The following is a 19,998-nucleotide window of genomic DNA, read 5'->3' as shown; positions in this document are numbered from 1 at the left end:
GCATAATGATTTCAATGACACAGCCGTTATTACGATTAGTTCATTTTATCTCCGCGCTCTTTATTCTGTTCATCGTGTCGGGATGCGAACGCTCAAATGCACCTTCAGGACTTGTCTATTGCTCTGAAGGTAACCCTGAGTCATTCAATCCACAAACAACTGCATCCAATATCACCACTGATGCCACTTTCCATCAAATTTACAATGGACTAATCAATTACAAAACAAGAGCCGGTGAACTTGAAGGATCGTTAGCCAAAAGCTGGCATATTAGTGAAGATGGACTTATATACACATTTATTTTAAAAGATAATATTCAATTTCATCATACCGATTACTTTACCCCTACTCGCCCATTCAATGCCGATGATGTACTCTTTTCTTTTAACCGTATTCTCAATAAACAACACCCCTTTCATTCAGTGTCCATCACTGGCTATCCTTTTTTTGAAAGTTTAGCCTTTTCTCAGCGTGTTAAAAAGATTGTCAAACTTAACAATAATGAAGTTGCATTTCACCTCTATCAAGCCGATGCCCCTTTTCTATCGACACTCTCTTCAGCCCACAGTATTATTTTATCAAAAGAATATGCTGAACACTTAATGTCAACGAATGTGCCTTTACGAAACATTGATTGGCGCCCAGTAGGTACAGGCGCCTTTGTTTTTGTTGAATATTTACCGAACGAATATATTCGTTATCGACGAAATGAAAATTACTGGGATACCCCCCCAGTATTTAACCAGTTAATCTTTAATATTTTTACCAATAATGTTCAGCGTTTGTCACATTTTATCACTCAAGATTGCGAAATTTCCGCACTGCCTAAAATCAGTGATATTAACTACCTTAAAAATAATGACAAAGTATATATAGACGTTCAAAATGGACATAATTTAGCCTATCTAGCGTTTAATATGGAAAAACCACCACTGGATAATATCCATGTCAGGCAAGCCATTTCTTTTGCGATTAACCGAAGAAACTTATTACACTCTGTGTATAGAAATACAGCCCAGCAAGCCAATACCATATTACCCCCTTCTTCATGGGCTTTTTCAAAACACAGTAACAATATCCACTATAACCCTAGTAAAGCAAAAACCTTATTAAAAAATGCAGGAATAGAAACCTTATCTCTCAATATGTGGGTGCAGTACTCCGCTCGAGTCTACAATACTGATGCTGAAAAAATGGCTGAACTTATACAATCTGATTTAAATCATATTGGTATCAAAATCAAAATTATCCCTTTTACTTGGGTGAACTTCGAACATAAAAATATTCGTAGCTATGACTTGATATTAACGGGCTGGAATTCTGCCAATACCGATCCTAATGATTTTTTCTATCCACTATTTAGCTGTGCCGGCATAGCACCAAGCAATAACCTATCTCGCTGGTGTTTCCCCAAACTGGATACCCTTCTTGATAAGGCCCGCACCATACAAAACAAAGCAAAAAGAAAAAATTTATATCAACAAATTGAAAACATTCTTGCCGAAAATTACCCTATTCTGCCCATTGCTCATGCAAAGGAAATCACATTACTCGATAAATCATTATCATCATTTCAAATTAATCCTTATAATGGCATCGCTTTCGAGAATATTCATATAAAAGCCTTTAAGGAAAAACAATAATGGGTCGATATTTACTTCGCCGCTTTAACCTTTTTATCGCTACCTCCATTATTTTAATCGCAGTCCTTTTTATCGCCACTGAACTTTTCCCTGCAAATAAACCTTATATTCTTAGCGGGATACCTCACCCTACTATTTCAGAATCACTGAAAATCAGCGATGAATTCAAGTTAGACGAAAGTCAACCTGAACAGTTTTTGGCCTATTTATGGCAAAAGATTAACGGTAATATGGGTGTGTCTGCGACCTCTCAACAACCGATTAATGAAGAATTAAAAAGAGTCTTACCCGCCTCCTACGAGTTAGCGATAACGGCTGGATTTTTAGCCTTCTTTTTTGGTTTTCCTATCGGAATGCTAGTGTCTTTAAGTAAAAGTAAAATGAGCCAACATACTATCATGGCCTTTATTCTAGCAGGGTATTCAAATCCCGTTATTTGGCTTGGCCCCCTCATCGCCCTTGGCTTTGGCATAAAGCTTGGCTGGTTGCCCACCTCAGGACAAATCAACTTACTTTATAATATCAAACCCGTCACAGGTTTCATGCTAATAGACACCTTACTCTCAGATTCACCTCATCGTCTGTCTGCTTTTTACAGTGCCGTCCGCCATATTATTTTACCTGCGGTAACCTTAGCTATCTTGCCGTTTACCGCGATCGTCCGCATCACTCGTGCCGCCATGATGAATATCATGAACCAATCTTTTATTCAGGCAGCAGAAGCCAGAGGTTTACACACACGTAGCATTGTATTACGCCATGCTCTGCCCAATGCCTTCATACCCGTATTAAAAAATTTAGGCTTGATGTTAGGCAGTTTCACTGGTTACGGCATTCTTGTGGAAATGGTCTTTGCTTGGCCTGGGGTCGGTTTTTGGTTAATCTCAGGAATAGAGCAACGTGATTACACTGTCATACAAGGAGGTATCTTGGCTGTATCTTTAAACATTATATTTTTAAGCATTATGATTGATATTATTCATACTGCTTATAATCCATTGAGCAAAAAGGAAATATATGCCTCAAATTAGAACCTACCAAGAGGATACCATCCCTTCTCCGAGGCAAAGGTTATGGCAAAATTTCTCAAGCAACCCTTTTTCACTTGTCGGTTTATGGCTTGTTATTGGTTTCATCATTATTGCTATTTGGGGCCCATGGCTAGCCCCATATCCTGCCCAACAACAAGATCCTTTAGCAATATTACTTCCTCCGTCTTGGGAAGTATCAGGTACTGTTGAACATTTTTTAGGGACAGATGACTTAGGGCGAGATATTTTTAGCCTTATTTTACATGGTGCTTCTCTCACTTTTGGAATGGCGCTGATGGTCGTTGCTGCATCATTAAGTATTGGTTTTTTAATAGGCTCTTTATCTGGCATGATGAAAGGATTAAAATCAAGTATTTTAAGTCACCTTCTTGATGTTTTGCTTTCTATCCCCTCGTTATTAATGGCCATTTTAGTAGTCGCAATTAAAGGGCCGGGCCTAGAAAATGTTTTCTGGGCTGTGGGAATAGCACTGACTCCTTTATTTGTCCGCTCCATTCATCAAGCTGTCCATGAAGAAAGACAAAAAGAATATGTCATCGCAGCTAAACTTGATGGGGCAAACACATTACAAGTTTTTTGGTATGTGATCATGCCAAATGTGTGGGAAAAACTCATCATTCAAACGACCTTAGCTATTTCAACTGCTATTTTAGAAATCGCAGCGATGGGCTTTTTAAATCTGGGGGCTCAGGCACCCAGTCCTGAATGGGGCTCTCTGCTTTCACAAGGCTATGATGATTTATTAACCGCCTCTTGGACAATGGCAACCCCAGGATTTGCTATTCTCATCAGTGTATTTGCCATCAACCTGGTTGGTGATGGCCTACGATCGGCCCTTGTGCCCATTAGACATTAAATTATGCCTTTACTCGATATTAGAAATCTCACCATTGAACTCGATACGCCCTACGGCCGCGTCAATGCCATTGATAGAGTCAGTTTAAGCATTAACTCTGGAGAGTTACATGGTCTTGTCGGTGAATCTGGCTCTGGCCGAAGCTTATTAGCTAGAGCGATATTAGGGATCCCTGGACAAAACTGGCATATACGAGCCGACCGTATGATGTGGGATGGACGAAATCTATTAGAAATGCCTTTAAAACAAAGGCGTAACCTGATGGGAAGTGATATCGCCATGATTTTCCAAGATCCTTCCAGCTGCCTTGATCCCATTCGAACGGTTGGCAGCCAGATGATTGAAGCTATGCCCACAGATAAAAAAACGCCAATATGGAAACAGCGCGCTCAGAAAAAAGATACCGCAGTAAAATGGTTACACCGAGTGGGCATTAAACATGCTGATAGTATTATCTCTCGCTATGCTTGGGAGCTTTCTGAAGGTGAATGCCAAAAGATTATGATCGCCATGGCCGTTGCCAATAAGCCTCGTTTACTCATCGCTGATGAGCCAACAGATTCAATGGAATTGAGTACACAAGCACAAATATTCAGATTACTGAGTAAACTTAATCAAAACCAAAATGTCTCTATTTTGCTCATTAGTCATGAGCTAGATACCATCGCTAATTGGTGTCATAAGCTCACTGTCCTGTATTGCGGACAAGTGATGGAATCAGGCATAACAACCCAAGTACTCGACAAACCTTACCATCATTATACCAAAGCCCTTTTGGACAATATTCCTAATTATTCAGGCACGATTGAACATAAATCGTTGATGAAAACGTTAGCAGGATCGTCACCTGCCCTGCAGCATTTACCCATAGGGTGTCGCTTAGGACCACGTTGCCCTGAAGCACAGAAAAAATGCGTTAACCCCCCTTCGATGACTCAGAAAAAAAATCGATCCTTTGCTTGTCATTTTCCCTATAATAGTGAACAAAATAAGATCATCGACAGCAAAGATCCGAGTAATAATCAATGACACCCATTTTACAGGTCAATCATTTAAGTAAAAGCTATTTTGCGGGCTATAAAGGCTTTAAACGCCAATACATTCAAGCATTATCGCCTATTTCTTTTTCCTTAAATAAAGGAGAAACATTGGCAATTGTGGGCAATACGGGCTCAGGAAAAAGCACGCTCGCTCGCTTGCTGGTCGGTGCAGAAACACCGACACAAGGAGATATTCTTTTTGAAGGGCAGCACTTAAAAGATCACGATCTAAAGCATCGATGCCGACTCATTCGAATGATATTTCAAGATCCGAATAAGTCATTAAACCCTAGGATCACCATAGGCGCACTCTTAGAAGAGCCCCTTCGATTTAATACACGTCTCAATAAAAAACAAAGACAATTTCAAGTGTCTGAAAAGTTAATGAAGGTAGGACTGTTACCTGAACACAGTAACTTTTATCCTCACATGATCTCAGAAGGACAAAAACAACGTGTCGCCATGGCAAGAGCTTTAATGCTAAACCCTAAACTCATCATTGCCGATGAAGCCTTAAGCGATCTCGATTTATCCGTTAGGGCCCAAATACTCAACCTACTCATTCAACTACAAAAAGACATTGGCCTTTCGTATATTTTCGTCTCACATAATTTAAACATTGTTCGTCATTTTAGTGACAAGGTCATGGTACTCCAAAAAGGTGAACTCATTGAAAAAGCAAAAACAGAACAACTCTTTACGTCACCTCAACATGAATACACTCAACGCCTTATTCAAGAGCAAGCTTTATATTCCCGTAAAAAGTAAACTGATCCAACCACTGACAAAATCACTGTTTTTTACTAAAAAAAAGTGTCATTTTCCGTCGGTTTATTTATCCTAGCGTTAATTTTTCAAGAGAAATATAAACATGATCATTAAACCTAAAATTCGCGGTTTTATTTGTACAACAACTCACCCAGTGGGTTGTGAAGCCAATGTATTAGAACAAATTAACTTCGTCAAATCCCAAGGCGTTAATACTAATGCACCTAAAAAGGTATTAGTCATTGGTTCTTCAAGTGGTTATGGCCTCGCTTCTCGCATTACTTCAGCCTTTAGCAACCAAGCAGCCACCTTAGGCGTCTTTTTCGAAAAGCCAGGAACAGAGAAAAAAACAGGGACAGCAGGTTGGTATAATTCTGCCGCCTTTGATAAATTTGCTAAAGCAGATGGCTTGTATTCAAAAAGCATCAACTGCGATGCATTTAGTCATGAAGCAAAAGCAAAAACCATTGAGCTTATCAAACAGGATTTAGGTCAAGTTGATATGGTGGTCTACTCATTGGCATCACCTGTGCGCAAAATGCCAGACAGCGGTGAGGTGATCCGCTCAGTCTTAAAGCCTATTGGTGATACTTATACCACAACAGCTGTCGATACCAATAAAGATGAGATCATCCAAACCAGTGTTGAAGCCGCTAATGAGCAAGAAATTGCTGATACCGTTAAAGTCATGGGTGGAGAAGACTGGGAGTTGTGGATAAAAGCCCTCAGTGAAGCCAATGTCTTAGCACCAACATGTAAAACAGTGGCCTACAGCTATATCGGCACAGAAATCACTTGGCCAATATACTGGCACGGTGCATTAGGTGAAGCGAAAAAAGATCTCGATAGAGCTGCCCACGCCCTCAATGATCAATTGTCTCAAACCGGTGGCAGTGCCAATGTCGCCGTATTAAAAAGTGTTGTGACCCAAGCCAGCTCTGCCATTCCAGTCATGCCATTATACATTGCTATGGTCTTTAAGAAGATGAGAGAAGAAGGCATTGATGAAGGCTGTATTGAGCAAATCAACCGTATGTTTACCGAGCGCTTATACCGCAAAGATGGTCAAGCACCAAAGGTTGATGATAACAACCGATTACGCCTTGATGATTGGGAAATGCGTGATGATATTCAAGCGCACTGTCAATCACTATGGTCACAAATAACCACTGAAAACTTAAGTGAACTCACTGATTACCGAGAGTACAAAGAAGAGTTCTTAAAGCTATTTGGTTTTGGTATTGACGGCATCGATTATGAACAAGACGTTAACCCTAACGTTGAATTTGATGTTATCCCGCTATAATTGTTTTTAATGGAACAATGATTTCATAATAAAAATAGCGACTTAAACGTCGCTATTTTTATGTAAAGCTAACTCTTTCCAACTAAACGCCATTCGATGACATCTGCGTTTCTATTACGTTAATCAAATTATCCGCATCATGAGTGCCGAGACTGATATGAGTACCATCTTTTAACATCAACTGAACGGCTGTTAAGCCTGAGACATTATATAAGCATCCCGTTGATTGTAATCGGATCCCAAACCCACAATACCACTTATTGCGGACTTTTTTGATAGAGGCTATATCCTTTAATAACAGCTTTTTTCGCCAAAAATAAGGACCAAAAAACCAACTAATGTGAGCATTGGACACTTTAATGGTTAATGTTGAAAACAATATACTGATTGCTATCATCACAGCATAGATCCACCCAGGTATGCCCTGCTCTTCAATGTGATCAGCCACCAATATAAAACCTAACGCCAGTCCCATGATAATGAGTATGGTAATACCTAATTGTGTTCGTTGATATGTCATTGCAATCCCTGCCGTTTTTTATTCCCAGCTATTCTCAGCTATTCTCAGCTATTCTCAAGTATCCATTATGTGTTAATCAGTTAAACGCCACAATTAAGTGTGAGACAGAAAGCGTTGCCACTTTACCAATAAAAAAGGATACTCTCCTGTGACATCAACCGCACTGTACCAACTTTGTTTTGCGCCAGTATTGATCCCTTGATAATCAAAAATCACCTTAGCAACCCAACGCTCACCACTCAAACTCGTCCTCACTCTCACATTGACTAATTGATAACCACTAGGGTTAGGGCCGCCAGGCGTCGATTTATAACAAAAATCATAGGATTTCAAATAAACCTCGGCATTATGATAAAGAACAAAATTTAATGCGCGATCATTATCAGTATTACCATCATTGGCATTCATGGATAGTATTTCATCCACCAGCTCAGTAAATTCTTTATTACCACTTTTCAGCAAACTGGCTACATCCGTTAATGCTTTTAAATTAGCAGGAATTAAATGACTCACCTCAATCACACCACTCTCTAATCGGCTACCCACTAAAATAACTTTTTCTTGTTTAGTGGTTAAGCTCAGTGCGGCGATGAGTTGTGTCAGCTTTTCATGGGAACTCGGCACTAAAGTATAAGTTTCATTCCCTTCAACATTATCAAGGATCCAGTGCATCTCTCTGGCAATATTTCGATTATTAGCCGAGCTCAATCCCTGTAACAATAAAGCAGGTAATTGCTTATTACGATTAAGGCGTTGCAGGCCAACCTCATCATTCACTTTTCCTAATTGACTTTCAGTCAGGCTCGAACTTTGTTCAAACGCCTTTTCAAGACTCAAGCTCGGAAATTGCGCCGTAATAAAACCAACAACATAAATATAAGCATGATTGGGGCTCAATTGAACCGGTTCATCACAAGATCCACAGGCTTTACCTTGCTTTGTTTTTGCTAATACTGCTAATTTCTGAGCTAAATTATTTTCATCCGTGACATCTCGAGTAAAAAGACTATTCATTATGATATATCCCTGATATAAAATACCTATTGGCCGTTATCTCATTAAGCTAATAACGATATCAATACACGACTCATGCTAACTCTTTGGTAAATAGTGCCTAAGCGGAAAAGCAATGAAAGGGTACTTATTGGTGACATCAATACCACAAACATAAAAGATCTCTAATCCATTAAGATAATAAGTCAAAATGATTTCAACAACGACTCGCCCGACCTCTTGATAATCCAGCTGATAATGTAATGCGCGCAGCTCATGCTCGCCAAGGCTTGCATCATCTTCCAAATTTTTATAATTAAACACGAGAAAATTAACCGCTCTACTCACATCAGAGACACCGTCATTGGTTTTAAGTGATAACTTATCGTGATTTTGAGGCAAAATAGGACTGATATGATCACAAATCACCATAGGTAAACTTAAATCATGACAATAATGAGGCGGCGATACAGGCCCTAACCCGCCAGTGATGGCCAATTGATCCTCTTTACATGTCGGCGATAATGCCTGAATAAACGCATCTAACTCTAATTGAAACCTCGGCACCACCAAATACGTATCCACATGATGAATACTCAGCACCCAACACACTTGCTCAGCAATATACAAATAAGGTCTAAAAGCTAATTCAGTTTTATTATCTGGTATCTCAACGTAATTAAAGACGCCATAATAATCATCCTCTTTTAATTTTAATTCAGTCGCCGCCGCATCAAAGGCTTTTTGCAAATCTAAGCGGGGAAAAAAAGGCCGCAACTGGCCTAATACATACACTAAGCGGCTAGTATCACAATTACACTCCCCATTACTGCAATCACACGCCCGCTGTAACACATTAACAACGCTTGTGGATGACGGCCTCACATTTAACTCTTGTGTCCCTTTCGTTGGCATCATGGCTAATTCCATTGGATCACTCCTCTTTTAATTAAACGGTCTCAGGCTCGACAGGCATAAACACATGCAAAGGAGAGTTAATAAAAGGATAAACCCCTGTGACATTGACACTGCAATAATAGAATTTAAACAACTCTGAAGCATCATTTTTAAATTTAAAAATAATATCAACAATCACTTGATTTGACATCACATCTGAATACTGCGGCTGAATATCCACTAGAAAATACGCTGCTCCATTGGTAACGGGATCTAACTTCTGCTGCAAACTATGGGCTAATAAATAAATAGCAGGGTAACGAAAAGCCATATAATTCACCGCACGCTGAAAATCCGTGTCGCCATGATTGGGAGCTAATGCTAATTGTTTTATCACCCCTTGAATAGCTTGTGTACTGACACTGGCTTCAGGAATAAGCCCTTGTTGTAATTCATCCATGGTCTGATGATACAGCTGCTCACATAATACACTGGGCAAACTGGTTTCGTTATTATCATACCGTTTTTTCGGCCCCAAATAGCCAATGACATTCGTGTATACCGTTTGTAAACTTGACTCTTGTGGTTTTATCGCATCAATCAATTGTAAAACTTCCGTTTGCGATACAGGCATGAGCACATAAGCATCCACGCCATGGATCCGTAACACCCACTGACACTGCTCTGCGATATACAAATATGGCCTCTGTTTTGTCGATGTATCTTGATAACTAAACACTCGATAATAATCATCACCACTCACTTTTAACGTCTGTGCGGCGAATAAATAGGTTTTCTCTAACCCTTTATTGGGAAAGACAGGCCGTAATTGACCGATAGCATAGATAAACGTTTCCTTCACGCTGATTGTCGGTTCCTGAGGTTTTTCATCCACAACTATCATTTCCTCTTGAGGTACCTGCTGGATGACATCACTATCGCTGGCGTTATCTATCCCTTCACTTTCTTCACTCGATACAGGTTTTTCTGTCGCAACAACATCCTTTGTCAGCTGATTGTTTGTCTCCACTGTGATCACCTTATTGACTTTTAATGACAATACGTAAAGTGCTCAACTAAGCACAACATGCAGTAATAGAAGGACCAGCACCGATGACGGTATTCTTGTTAACAACAAGTTGTTATCCATCTCTTAAACATAACCCAGTCCTTTGTCATTAACGCTTAGCTCGTGCCCAAAATCGTTTTCGTCGCAACGCCTGTGGTTGCCGTATCAATGGAATATAAGGTTGTCACTCCCATTGTCGTTGCCGCTTGTGCTGTTACACCCATCTGCTGCTGGGCTGAAGTCGCATTATGCGCCGCATTCGCTAACGCTTGTGAGGTCGCTTGAAACAAATTCCCCATCGCCATTGCGGGCGCATCCCCCAACACTTTGACATTCGCTTGGGTCACTGAGTCTGTAATTTGATTATTCACCGAAGTTGGAAAGGCCATAGTGGCTCCTTATCATATTGAAGGTTCATATTGATAACAGGTTAGCAATGTCATTCATTGCTAACACTGATAAGGAGTATAAGGGGTAAGCACTCAAAAATGATTGGTCAAACTTAGGAGACTAAATGGTAAAAGTAAGCAAATATCATTATTTAAAGCAACATGATAATAAGGCGATTCACGCGTAAAAAGAATACGTAAAACCGCCTAATCGTCACTCTCTTCATGATGAATAATAGGCCCAGCGAATTTTACATACCCCACTATTTTCACCAATACTGATACTGTGCAAAGGACTACTACCCCCAGACACACATGACACAGACTGAAGCACATTACCGCCTGAAATGGGCGCTTCAGGCTGACAAGAACACGGGGGAGTGTTGCCATAATAATAACCCACAGAATAACCCGCCTTTGTTATATTAGTACACCAAGTGGTTGTGTATGTTGATTGGTCCTCTTGTTTCTCAATATTGGTATTCACGGCATTAATATCCAACCAAACGGTGATCCCTAAAGGCAAACCAATATCGTTGAGCTGAGTGACAACGGTAGTTGCATCTGTTGTTGCATCAGTGGTTACTTTTTTTGGGTCAGAGATTGCTGTAACGCTGGAAAATAATGGCATCAGCGCCAAACCGCTCCCCCCACGCGATATTGGAGTCATAATACTGAACGCTTCTGAATTAGTAAGGTAGGTTACATCGGTAGACTCCTTACCAGTTTTCCCGACCTCCCGCAGACAAAACACATAATCATCATGTTGATATGTGTCTGCCATTAAAGGGTTAACCAAACTCTCCGACACAAAACCTTTCGCCTCTGCAGTTGCTTGTTCAGTGCTCGCCATTAAATTTGCCATTGTATTTAATCCTTTTTCACTTTCAATAAACCATCCCTATCGACTATCAGTAATTATTACCAATAACGTATAGTAACCCATTGATAAAATAGTATAAAAAACCATACAGATTAACTATAGATAAGGTCAAAAATGCCAACTTGGTATTTTTAACCAAAAAATAGGTAAAACTTATGCAATAAAAAAGACCCATATAAGATGGGCCAAAATAAAGATTAGCTAACATACATATTCCGAATAGACAGAAAAAATTAAATACAGATAAAATTAAATAGTATTATTTAAATCGACTTCACTCGAAATGGTTTTATATTATTACGTATATTAAAAATGCGAATAATTACGTCATTGCCATCTCTAATCAATATTTAATTTGTCTTTTATTTCGCTCAAAGCCTTAGCTGGTAAATTAGGATAATCCCAAATAAACAATCCACCAATATCATGTGATATCACTTGGTCAATAAAATAAGCTAAATTTTCATCGGTTAAACCTTCTGGAGTTAACGCTAAAATAACCTGCTTTTTAGGTACACCTAAGTTAATGGTTCGCTCAATTGCAGGGCCTACATTAGCGGTAATGTCAGTCATTGGCCACATGGCAGAAGCATAACACATTAAAATAAACCGATCGCAGCATTTTGCTGCGGCAATCTGTTTCACTGCATTGTTAATTTCCGTTCCTGAGTTTCCAGCAGGATTATTATAATCCCAACCAGCTAAAAACGTATAACTCGACTGCTTAGTATCACTTGTTTTTAATTGCGACATGGTATTAATAATTTGAGGTATATTCATCTGACACTCATCATCAAAATCCACCCCTGCCCACTTATTCTCTGTTGTTGCACTCACAATCTTATCAACATCCGTAGCACTACTTGGCATAGCATTAGGCGAACAAAGACCCCCGCCATAAGTCCACATCACTTTCCCTGTTGGCACCTTGGGCGCCTCGACAGTCGCCGGGCTCCATCCAGGGGATTGGGCTGTTCCCGCCGTTAACCCTACTAAATTAGTGATCATTCCGTACATGGTATAAGTAAAACCCTGTGGCGCAGATGTTGCGACATCTTGACTCCAGCCACCAATGATATATTTCGTCATCTTCATTCCTTAAACGTTCAATTTGATTAAAAGGCGTTATGTGTATTTCACCTCCTCCTTCACACCTGCATTGATTGCCTTTGAGATCAGTAATATCCTCATGGGTAATATCGGCAAAATGACAAGGTAAAAGTGAAGATAAGGTTAAGAATAACGACTCAATCTAAAAGGAATATTGGTATAATGACGCAACTTATCGGTATATCTCAGCAATTAAATACCCCCACTCAGGGTCAACGACAGAATAAAGAAGCAGTTGAATTCGCCGAGTAATATCATACCAACCTCTGCATAAAGCCATTAATGAAACATAAAAGATCACATCTTATGGGATAATGAGAATAATTAAGGAAGCATTAAATACCTCCTCCCTCTCAGGATCACCAGAGATCACCAGCGAGATGCTGAAAATGGAAGTGTTTCACGGCGGATCCCAGCCATTAAATCTGCTTGAGTAATGTCATAACGCCCTCTGGATAACGCCATTAACGACACATAGCGGATCACATTCATAATACTGGCAGCCGATAGTGAGTGTTCAGTGGCAATACGCTGTAAATCAATATCTGCAGCCAAATGCGATTGTGAAGAAAATCCTTGTTGCCACACACGTAAACGCTGATCGATATTTGGCAAAGGAAAATGAATAATAGACTCAAAGCGACGGAAAAAAGCCTCATCCATATTCTCTTTGTAATTAGAGCCTAATAAGACTAATCCATTAAACGCCTCCATTCGCTGTAATAAATACGCCACGTTTTGATTGGCAAACTGATCATTAGCATTACTGGCTTGCATGCGTTTGCCAAATAGGGCATCGGCCTCATCAAAAAATAAAATCCAATATTTATTCTCTGCCATGGAAAAGACTTTCTCCAGGTTCTTCTCGGTTTCACCAATATATTTAGACACTGTCATGGATAAATCAATTTTATAGACGCTGCGCCCTAACCGCTTACCTAATAATCCCGCGGTAAGTGTTTTGCCTGTCCCTGGCGCGCCATGAAATAAGGCGCGATAACCCGGCCGTATTTTCCCACCTAAGCCCCAGTCATTCATCAATTGAGTCCCATATTCAGCCCACGCCTGTATTTCATCTAGTTGCGTCATTACAGAGGAAGGTAGTACTAAATCAGACCAGTCAAGCTCAGCCTCGACACGCTTAGCGGGAAAATCCACACTCAACTCTGGCTGATAATCTAATCCTGTGGTAAACAAGGCCAGCAACTCAGGTATCAAGGCTAATGGCGCTTTCATCACAGGTAAAGGCGATGCCACTAACGGCCAACTTTCTTCAGCCTTATGCTTGAAATCCCAACTCGGCGCTTGGTTGACACCCAGATGCTTTAGCTCAAGACGCTTTAGCTCGAGATAGGCCTGCACCTCAAATCGCTGTATTATATCGTCAGCGCCCACTAAAAAAGCCAAGGTTTCCCCGCTGGCATATAACCCTTCGTTGTGTTCTACCAGACCAAATTCCGTATAAGGTTTATGGGTTTGCTCATTGTGAATTAAAAACACATCCAATAACTGCGGCTTGACTTCCGCCGCCAAGGCTAACGCCAACATCAATCGCCCTACAAATTCAGGAGAGTGATGCTCAATGAACCGCCCATAGGCAGACTGAGAGCGTGACACATTTGGTAACGGAATATGCTGCACACTCTCATACACGGCAGCGTGATCGACCATTGAAGGCCCCTCGTTGTTAGCTTCCGTTTCAGGGGTAAAATACTGCTTAAAACGCCAATCAATCACTCGCTCACACCAAGTCAGCTCCCTCGTTAAATCACGCGCATTAGCGGTAAATGTCGATGCGGGTGAGTGAACAGTGTTGTGCTCAGTGTTTGGTTCAGCTTCGGGCCCAGATCCCCTATTCTCGTCAAATGATGTCTTCTGAGCGTTAGCACTCGCGCTATGTCGATGGAGCGGTATCACAGGTTCCACATTTGCTTCCACCAGCGACGTATCCTGAGGATCAGTCAGTGTCTGTGCCTGCGCCTGCGCCTGCGCCTGAGAGTGAGAGTGAGAGTGAGTATGACAATGTTCCAGAGTATTAGCTTGAGAATGAGGCTGAGTATTTGGCTGAAGAATGGTTTGTGGCTCGACACTCCTCTTAGTCATGGTGATCATCTTGTCATTTAACATGGTTTCCTCCACGCTCATTATTAATGGCAATGGCGCGCCCATACGAAGTGGTTTAAACGAGGATAACCTGTTAACGAATCAATCGACTTGGTAAAAATGAGGAAAAGTTAAAAATGAGAAATATGAGCTAAAAATATCATACTCAAATAAATAACATGTAATAAGCTGTAATAATATTGTCCCCCCTTTTTATTATACTCAATAATCATTTGAGCATACGGCTCTAACAGGTGACTGCATCAATTTAAAAAGGAATTTACCATGACTCAATCTAAAGCTTGGCCTCAAAAAACCATGGTTGGATACGTGACCGCTTATGGTTCGACGACACCACCAAACGTAACCAATATCATGATTTCAAACGCCATAGCGCAAGGTTATACAGTGTTCGTTTATGCCTTTGGCAACATATCATCGACAAATACGGTTACAGGCCCAAACAGTATATCTGCTAGCGATTTAAAAACACAAATAGACAATATTCACCAAAACAATGGCATCGCGCTTATTTCTTTTGGTGGACAAAATAATACCTTCCTCCCTAATATTAACGATCCACAAACTGCAGGTATCAATTCTGCTCAATTTTGTACGCAAAATGGATTTGATGGAATCGATCTTGATTTAGAAAGTGTTGCTGTTGACGATACCTACCTTGTCAGTTACATAAACGCTTTACGCGCACAAAGTAGTGATCTCTTTATCACCGCCGCCCCTCAAATAGGCGGAGGATATGGCGGATCAGCGGCATTAGCACCCGCTTTATTTAGCACTAGCTTTCTAAATGATGCCAAATTTGATGCACTGTTCATTCAAGAATACAATCAATTTAAAGGTGCGGTATTTGATGGATTACAAGATACCGATGTCGGTTTCATTAGCGCTAGTTTTCTGCCATTAACAAAGATTATTCCAACCGACACAAAAATCGTGGTCGGAGAACCCGCTAACACAAATGCAGGTACGGGATTATCTAATCCCGCAGATATCGTCAGTGATATACAAAATGGCGGTATTGTTCTTAATAATCCTCAATATGGCGGTGTCATGGTCTGGGCCATGAATTATGATTCAGCCCAAGGATGGACATTCGTCAATGGCGTTAAGCCCGTTATCTAATAAGATTACCGCAGCAAACCTAAGAATACCCAATCCCATAGTGTTGCTGCATCTTACTTTCAGCGATGATGTCCATTAATACAAAATATCGTTAATAATGCTTTCGCTCTGTCCACTAGCCAGCACCGTCTTTGCTCATAGCTTTACCCCGTACTCTTCGTTTATAAAGTGTACCTTCACCACAGCTCTTCATTTCATAAACAGAAGGCGCGGCGAACACAGCGATTTATCACATGATAGTAAGGGTGATTTCAGCATCTATCAGAATGCGTCTTGGCAGAGGTCATTTGCTTGGTCCGTAGGATCAACTACTCGATACCTAAAGCTTACTTCGACGTACCAGAAAAGTAAAAGACTTGGCTGTCCTCACTATTTTTCAAGGATGTTATTGCGTTTATGAAATACAAATGATTAATTCGGGTGTAAGGCCTCACTCTGCGCTTTTCCCTTACACCATTTTCCACTACTGTGCTTCGCTTTAAAGGCACACATTGCGTCCCAGCGTCCACTAACGCCACCATATTGCCGACGAAACTCTTTAGCAGATAACATCCAAGCGTCAGACGCTATGCCCAGTTCACTTAATAACTTGGGCCGATTTTCATCGATCGCGCCTCTTTTATCAGGCCTGAGAGCTCTCCCCGTCCAATCAATAAGCTCAAGGTAATCACTGAAATGAAAAGGAATTCCCGGTTGTTTTTCCAGAGAAATCGCACCGTCAAAGTGCAGTAAAGGTTTAGGTAATATTGGCTCGTTCGAAGGGAGTGCAGCACCTGTAAAAGTTTGGTCTACAGAAGCTCGATTATTTAAAATAGGTGTTTGCTGTGAGTGTGCTGCGCTAGATAACACACTTATACGCTCCTGAATTGAAGTAAAATCTGACCCTTGTAACGAATCAGTCATTGCTGCACGAATAGGGTTCAGATCAACATACATCATGCAAGCTAACAACGCTTGCTCATCCAACAAGGCCTGACTTTTAAAACGCCCCTCCCAAAACGCGCCCTTACAATTATCTTCACGGTTAGCCTTGCGCGCTATCCCTTCATTCAGGCAACGCATAAACCAGCTAACACTAGACAAACGCTCCTGCCATTTAGCCACTAAACTATCAAGCAGACTGGTTTCGCCTTCAGATAATGCATCACCTTTTAGGTATTTATCCGCCACTTGCTGGCCATGAAACAACTGCAACCAGCGTGTAATAACCTCCTTAGGCTTAAGCCTTTTAGCTGCATCAAGGTCAATTTTCAGCACCAAATGGTAATGATTATTCATCACTGCATAAGCACATACATCAATACAAAAGATAGTTGATAATGCTTTCACTCTATCAACTATCCAGCCCCGTCGATGCTCATAGCTTTGCCCCGTAACGGCATCTTCACCACATAGAAAGGCGCGGCGAACACAGCGATTTATCACATGATAGTAAGGCGTCGTCTCAGCATCTATCAGAATCCGTCTGGCGGAGGTCATTTACTTGCTCCAAATGATCAACTACTCGATACCTAAAGCTTAGTTTAACAACCCAGAAAAGCAAAAGCGTTGCCTGTCCTTACTATTTTATTATTTTATTATTTTATTAGTCAGACGATAAGATGTAGTGTTGTTCTGTTTGTTTAAACATCTCTTATTGATAGTCTCCGAACGAACCATCAGAGTCATTGTTTAAGAGATCCTCACTTGAACTGAGACGCAAATTTTTGATGTTATTATCATCTAATTGCTCTCCTATCGATTCATAATTAGAGTTCTCTTTCTCTTCTTCACTTTCTGAATAACCAAAATGATCAGGTTGTTGGTCTGGATGATGTACGTGCATCATGTTAAGATAGTACTGACCTCTTTTAAGGTCGTCCAAGTATTTACCTTTATCATTTTCATCCATATTGGAATAGGCCACTTCCATTTGTTTCATCGCATTTTGTAAATCAACTGTACTATATGTTCCCTGCTTATCGTGCTGTGAATATGCCCACTTCACTTCTTCAAAATATGCCTCAAATTCCATGACATGTCTCTGCTCTTCTATTGCTGCCCTAGGGTCATTAAGGCATTGCTCTACATGTTTGTACTCGTGTACCAATGTACTAATTAACTTCTCGTAGTTCCCTGTGGCTTTTATATTGTCGATGTCCAGCTGAAAAAGAGTCACAACTGGCTCTTCTAAAATATTAGACCATCCAGTTGTCGCAACATCGTGTCCCCCTCCATCTCCGTCATCATATTCCGTCGAAATATTTACATATTTCTTATTCCCCAATTTTTCTTTATCGATAATATGGTAAATAGCAGTATAATAAAGACCTTCATCAATATAAAACTTCACCATATCCATCTGCTCCTTAGACATCAATTGTAACCCAGTATGAAATTTTGGTTCATTACGGTTATCCACAATCCCAAAACATTGCTTCCTATCGTTTCTCTTCTGAACTACTGAATTAGCAACCACGCTACCTTTATGCTCTTTCGGCTTTTCTATTTGTGCATACATATCTCAAACCTTTTTTAATTGGATTTTAACGATTGTTATAAGCAAATTGCTCCTGCATTTGCTACATACAGGGCATCCATGCCCTAATAGGCTCTTTTAATTGCCTATAAAGCAGGCGGTATAAGACCACTGGTGGTCTTTATTACAACTATGTTTTTATCACTCTTTATTTAAGGAGTGGCTCAATAACACCACTCTTAGTAAATGAAGGGTGGGTGTGATTAGGCCGGTGCGTCACTATTTCATAGTGGTATCTAATGTTTATTGAATATAGCTCAGCCGCTTACACGTGCGTTTGTTATCAGCAGAGACACTTTTATTTACAACATAACAACTCAGTAAACATCACCGAAGTGCATCTTTATCAGTCATCTGGTCGTTATCACGACTCTCTCGTTCACCGCTTTATTTATCAAAACCCTTAACTGCACCACAGCCCATACAAGTCATGGATGTTCTCCCATGATCTGTGTTTCTTTTTCATCAACACCTCCCCGCTTTCAGCGCCTGATTGCCCAGCTCTGTGGCCTCGTGCTCGAGTTTAGGATCGTCATTGACCGCAATGCCATTAACCTCGGTGGTTGCCTGTACTCGGCCCTGTGCTTGTTGCACTATGTGACCTAGCTCGTGGGGTAAGTGCGCGTCTTGCCCTGGAGCTAAATAAATATTCTGCCCCTGTGCATAGGCATGGGCTTGCACCTTGGCCGGTTTATCTGAGTGATAATGCACTCGCACCCGCTGCAAGCTCACCCCTGTTAAGGCCTCCATGCCGCGCTGCAAACACGGCGGCAAAGGTTGAGGCGCTTGAGGCTGCGTTTTATTCTGGTATTGGTTTAGATTTTGGTTTTGTGCCTGTTGCAGAGGAAAGCGTCGCTGCTTGAGTTGCTTAAGCTGCGATAGGGGCGCAGTGGCTTGGTGCTGCCCGCCACTTTTTAGGCTACGACGATGAAAGGTGGATCTTGTACAACATAAATGTGATAAAACCGAGCGTTCGCTGCGCTCAGCGCTCATTGCATACATTATCGCCTCCTTAACCTAGTCAGTCATAAAAGAGTGATGAAAATGAGTCATGAAAAAGTGATGTTTTTATTTCATGCCCTCTATCATGATCATAATCTACTATTAACCTCCTCACTTGGTCAAAGTAACGAATAAATTGGAAAAACTTAGCATTGTTCATGATCCGTTTGACCAAAAATACGCTATCGCGCAGCTTAACGTCTATTAAGCCCAACCAGCAACGACTAGCGTATTAACAGTATGATCAGCCTTCGACTATCTTAAGGATTGTGATTGATGTCCTCTCTTACTTTATGTGCTGTTTATCGCAAATGTTAATCCGTATAATTCGTGGCGGCCACCGCCTGAGTCGCCTGCTGCTCTGCAGCCTCGGGTGATAATGACTCCGATCCTCCCGGCTCAAAAACAACCGGTCCTCCCGAGGATTGTTGGGCCGTCATGGCATCGGCATTGATCACCGCATTCGTTGCCAATTGCTCAGCTTGCTCAGGTGTCGCAGGAGTAACGCCGGTTGCTTGCTCAGCGGTTGCGTTATCAGCGGTCGTCACCGCATCCGTCGCATACGCTTCCTGTATGTTGACTTCATCTTGTACTTGTTGCTGTTGTCCCGATTGTTGACTCATATGATGGTATCCTTATTGTCTGTGGTGCGTGATTGTTCATCAGTATTAAAGACTATTGACTAATGCTATCTATTAATGGCTCT

The 19,998-nt window shown here is 41.0% G+C and carries 19 protein-coding genes and 1 pseudogene; 7 read left to right on the top strand and 13 right to left on the bottom strand.

The genetic code is table 11. The annotated features are described in order from the left end of the window. Nucleotides 1-5: 5 nt before the first annotated feature. From Q0779_RS02965 to fabV, 6 genes are all read left to right on the top strand, one after another. Complete coding sequence (locus Q0779_RS02965) at nucleotides 6-1,643, top strand: ABC transporter substrate-binding protein (protein ID WP_298769364.1); 1,638 nt, start codon at nucleotides 6-8, stop codon at nucleotides 1,641-1,643. Continuing rightward, nucleotides 1,643-2,674: an ABC transporter permease subunit gene (locus Q0779_RS02960; RefSeq protein WP_298769363.1), complete on the top strand. Its 1,032-nt coding sequence runs from the start codon at nucleotides 1,643-1,645 to the stop codon at nucleotides 2,672-2,674. Before Q0779_RS02965 ends, Q0779_RS02960 begins: the two co-directional genes overlap by 1 nt. After that, nucleotides 2,661-3,551, top strand: coding sequence for an ABC transporter permease subunit (locus Q0779_RS02955; RefSeq protein WP_298769362.1), 891 nt, complete (start codon nucleotides 2,661-2,663; stop codon nucleotides 3,549-3,551). The genes Q0779_RS02960 and Q0779_RS02955 overlap by 14 nt, the downstream gene beginning before the upstream one ends. Nucleotides 3,552-3,554: 3 nt before the next feature. After that, a complete protein-coding gene (locus tag Q0779_RS02950; protein WP_298769360.1) occupies nucleotides 3,555-4,580 on the top strand; it encodes an oligopeptide/dipeptide ABC transporter ATP-binding protein in 1,026 nt (341 codons plus the stop codon). Beyond that, nucleotides 4,577-5,359, top strand: a complete 783-nt coding sequence (locus Q0779_RS02945; RefSeq protein WP_298769358.1) for an ATP-binding cassette domain-containing protein — start codon at nucleotides 4,577-4,579, stop codon at nucleotides 5,357-5,359. The genes Q0779_RS02950 and Q0779_RS02945 overlap by 4 nt, the downstream gene beginning before the upstream one ends. Before the next feature lie 103 nt (nucleotides 5,360-5,462). Next, a complete protein-coding gene (fabV, locus tag Q0779_RS02940; protein WP_298769356.1) occupies nucleotides 5,463-6,665 on the top strand; it encodes an enoyl-ACP reductase FabV in 1,203 nt (400 codons plus the stop codon). Nucleotides 6,666-6,747: 82 nt separating this feature from the next. Here the strand turns inward: fabV and Q0779_RS02935 are convergent, their stop codons facing one another. The 8 genes from Q0779_RS02935 to Q0779_RS02900 form a co-directional block, all read right to left on the bottom strand. Then, nucleotides 6,748-7,185, bottom strand: a complete 438-nt coding sequence (locus Q0779_RS02935) for a hypothetical protein (RefSeq protein ID WP_298769354.1) — start codon at nucleotides 7,183-7,185, stop codon at nucleotides 6,748-6,750. 93 nt (nucleotides 7,186-7,278) lie between these two features. After that, nucleotides 7,279-8,199 (bottom strand): hypothetical protein, encoded by a 921-nt coding sequence (locus Q0779_RS02930; RefSeq protein WP_298769352.1) that lies wholly within the window; start codon nucleotides 8,197-8,199, stop codon nucleotides 7,279-7,281. A 78-nt stretch (nucleotides 8,200-8,277) separates the two neighbouring features. Next, a complete protein-coding gene (locus Q0779_RS02925) occupies nucleotides 8,278-9,108 on the bottom strand; it encodes a hypothetical protein (RefSeq protein ID WP_298769350.1) in 831 nt (276 codons plus the stop codon). 19 nt (nucleotides 9,109-9,127) lie between these two features. Continuing rightward, the gene (locus tag Q0779_RS02920) at nucleotides 9,128-10,105 is read right to left on the bottom strand and encodes a hypothetical protein (protein WP_298769348.1); all 978 of its coding nucleotides are present in this window, start codon (nucleotides 10,103-10,105) and stop codon (nucleotides 9,128-9,130) included. A 155-nt stretch (nucleotides 10,106-10,260) separates the two neighbouring features. Then, complete coding sequence (locus tag Q0779_RS02915; protein ID WP_298769347.1) at nucleotides 10,261-10,533, bottom strand: RebB family R body protein; 273 nt, start codon at nucleotides 10,531-10,533, stop codon at nucleotides 10,261-10,263. A gap of 223 nt (nucleotides 10,534-10,756) precedes the next feature. Then, nucleotides 10,757-11,398: a glycoside hydrolase domain-containing protein gene (locus Q0779_RS02910; protein ID WP_298769345.1), complete on the bottom strand. Its 642-nt coding sequence runs from the start codon at nucleotides 11,396-11,398 to the stop codon at nucleotides 10,757-10,759. 357 nt (nucleotides 11,399-11,755) lie between these two features. Next, on the bottom strand, nucleotides 11,756-12,505 hold the full coding sequence (locus tag Q0779_RS02905) for a hypothetical protein (protein WP_298769343.1): 750 nt from the start codon (nucleotides 12,503-12,505) through the stop codon (nucleotides 11,756-11,758). Nucleotides 12,506-12,895: 390 nt separating this feature from the next. Continuing rightward, a complete protein-coding gene (locus tag Q0779_RS02900; protein WP_298769341.1) occupies nucleotides 12,896-14,653 on the bottom strand; it encodes an ATP-binding protein in 1,758 nt (585 codons plus the stop codon). 261 nt (nucleotides 14,654-14,914) lie between these two features. Between Q0779_RS02900 and Q0779_RS02895 the strand changes: the two genes are divergently transcribed. Next, nucleotides 14,915-15,772: a glycosyl hydrolase family 18 protein gene (locus Q0779_RS02895; RefSeq protein WP_298769339.1), complete on the top strand. Its 858-nt coding sequence runs from the start codon at nucleotides 14,915-14,917 to the stop codon at nucleotides 15,770-15,772. A gap of 37 nt (nucleotides 15,773-15,809) precedes the next feature. Here Q0779_RS02895 and Q0779_RS02890 read toward each other — a convergent pair. The 5 genes and pseudogenes from Q0779_RS02890 to Q0779_RS02870 form a co-directional block, all read right to left on the bottom strand. After that, nucleotides 15,810-16,005: pseudogene (locus Q0779_RS02890) on the bottom strand (hypothetical protein); the annotation flags it as partial. A gap of 178 nt (nucleotides 16,006-16,183) precedes the next feature. Further along, nucleotides 16,184-17,251: a transposase gene (locus Q0779_RS02885; protein ID WP_298769337.1), complete on the bottom strand. Its 1,068-nt coding sequence runs from the start codon at nucleotides 17,249-17,251 to the stop codon at nucleotides 16,184-16,186. A 154-nt stretch (nucleotides 17,252-17,405) separates the two neighbouring features. Then, nucleotides 17,406-18,272 carry a hypothetical protein gene (locus tag Q0779_RS02880; RefSeq protein ID WP_298769334.1) on the bottom strand — a complete coding sequence of 289 codons (867 nt, stop codon included), beginning with the start codon at nucleotides 18,270-18,272 and terminating at the stop codon, nucleotides 17,406-17,408. Nucleotides 18,273-18,755: 483 nt separating this feature from the next. Beyond that, nucleotides 18,756-19,292, bottom strand: coding sequence for a DUF4157 domain-containing protein (locus Q0779_RS02875; RefSeq protein WP_298769332.1), 537 nt, complete (start codon nucleotides 19,290-19,292; stop codon nucleotides 18,756-18,758). 314 nt (nucleotides 19,293-19,606) lie between these two features. Further along, entirely contained in the window at nucleotides 19,607-19,915 is a 309-nt protein-coding gene (locus Q0779_RS02870) for a hypothetical protein (protein ID WP_298769330.1), read from the bottom strand. Nucleotides 19,916-19,998 lie beyond the last annotated feature (83 nt).

This window comes from uncultured Shewanella sp., from assembly GCF_947491715.1.
In the GTDB taxonomy this organism is placed as follows: domain Bacteria; phylum Pseudomonadota; class Gammaproteobacteria; order Enterobacterales; family Shewanellaceae; genus Shewanella.
Note: the sequence above shows the minus strand (reverse complement) of the source record. Positions and strands in the feature narration are given on the sequence as shown.

Bases quoted from the DNA above. Each gene is read 5' to 3' on its own strand.
- Q0779_RS02965 (WP_298769364.1), top strand. From the start codon at position 6: ATGATTTCAATGACACAGCCGTTATTACGATTAGTTCATTTTATCTCC.
- Q0779_RS02960 (WP_298769363.1), top strand. From the start codon at position 1,643: ATGGGTCGATATTTACTTCGCCGCTTTAACCTTTTTATCGCTACCTCC.
- Q0779_RS02955 (WP_298769362.1), top strand. From the start codon at position 2,661: ATGCCTCAAATTAGAACCTACCAAGAGGATACCATCCCTTCTCCGAGG.
- Q0779_RS02950 (WP_298769360.1), top strand. From the start codon at position 3,555: ATGCCTTTACTCGATATTAGAAATCTCACCATTGAACTCGATACGCCC.
- Q0779_RS02945 (WP_298769358.1), top strand. From the start codon at position 4,577: ATGACACCCATTTTACAGGTCAATCATTTAAGTAAAAGCTATTTTGCG.
- fabV (WP_298769356.1), top strand. From the start codon at position 5,463: ATGATCATTAAACCTAAAATTCGCGGTTTTATTTGTACAACAACTCAC.
- Q0779_RS02935 (WP_298769354.1), bottom strand. From the start codon at position 7,185: ATGACATATCAACGAACACAATTAGGTATTACCATACTCATTATCATG.
- Q0779_RS02930 (WP_298769352.1), bottom strand. From the start codon at position 8,199: ATGAATAGTCTTTTTACTCGAGATGTCACGGATGAAAATAATTTAGCT.
- Q0779_RS02925 (WP_298769350.1), bottom strand. From the start codon at position 9,108: ATGGAATTAGCCATGATGCCAACGAAAGGGACACAAGAGTTAAATGTG.
- Q0779_RS02915 (WP_298769347.1), bottom strand. From the start codon at position 10,533: ATGGCCTTTCCAACTTCGGTGAATAATCAAATTACAGACTCAGTGACC.
- Q0779_RS02910 (WP_298769345.1), bottom strand. From the start codon at position 11,398: ATGGCAAATTTAATGGCGAGCACTGAACAAGCAACTGCAGAGGCGAAA.
- Q0779_RS02905 (WP_298769343.1), bottom strand. From the start codon at position 12,505: ATGACGAAATATATCATTGGTGGCTGGAGTCAAGATGTCGCAACATCT.
- Q0779_RS02900 (WP_298769341.1), bottom strand. From the start codon at position 14,653: ATGTTAAATGACAAGATGATCACCATGACTAAGAGGAGTGTCGAGCCA.
- Q0779_RS02895 (WP_298769339.1), top strand. From the start codon at position 14,915: ATGACTCAATCTAAAGCTTGGCCTCAAAAAACCATGGTTGGATACGTG.
- Q0779_RS02885 (WP_298769337.1), bottom strand. From the start codon at position 17,251: ATGACCTCCGCCAGACGGATTCTGATAGATGCTGAGACGACGCCTTAC.
- Q0779_RS02880 (WP_298769334.1), bottom strand. From the start codon at position 18,272: ATGTATGCACAAATAGAAAAGCCGAAAGAGCATAAAGGTAGCGTGGTT.
- Q0779_RS02875 (WP_298769332.1), bottom strand. From the start codon at position 19,292: ATGTATGCAATGAGCGCTGAGCGCAGCGAACGCTCGGTTTTATCACAT.
- Q0779_RS02870 (WP_298769330.1), bottom strand. From the start codon at position 19,915: ATGAGTCAACAATCGGGACAACAGCAACAAGTACAAGATGAAGTCAAC.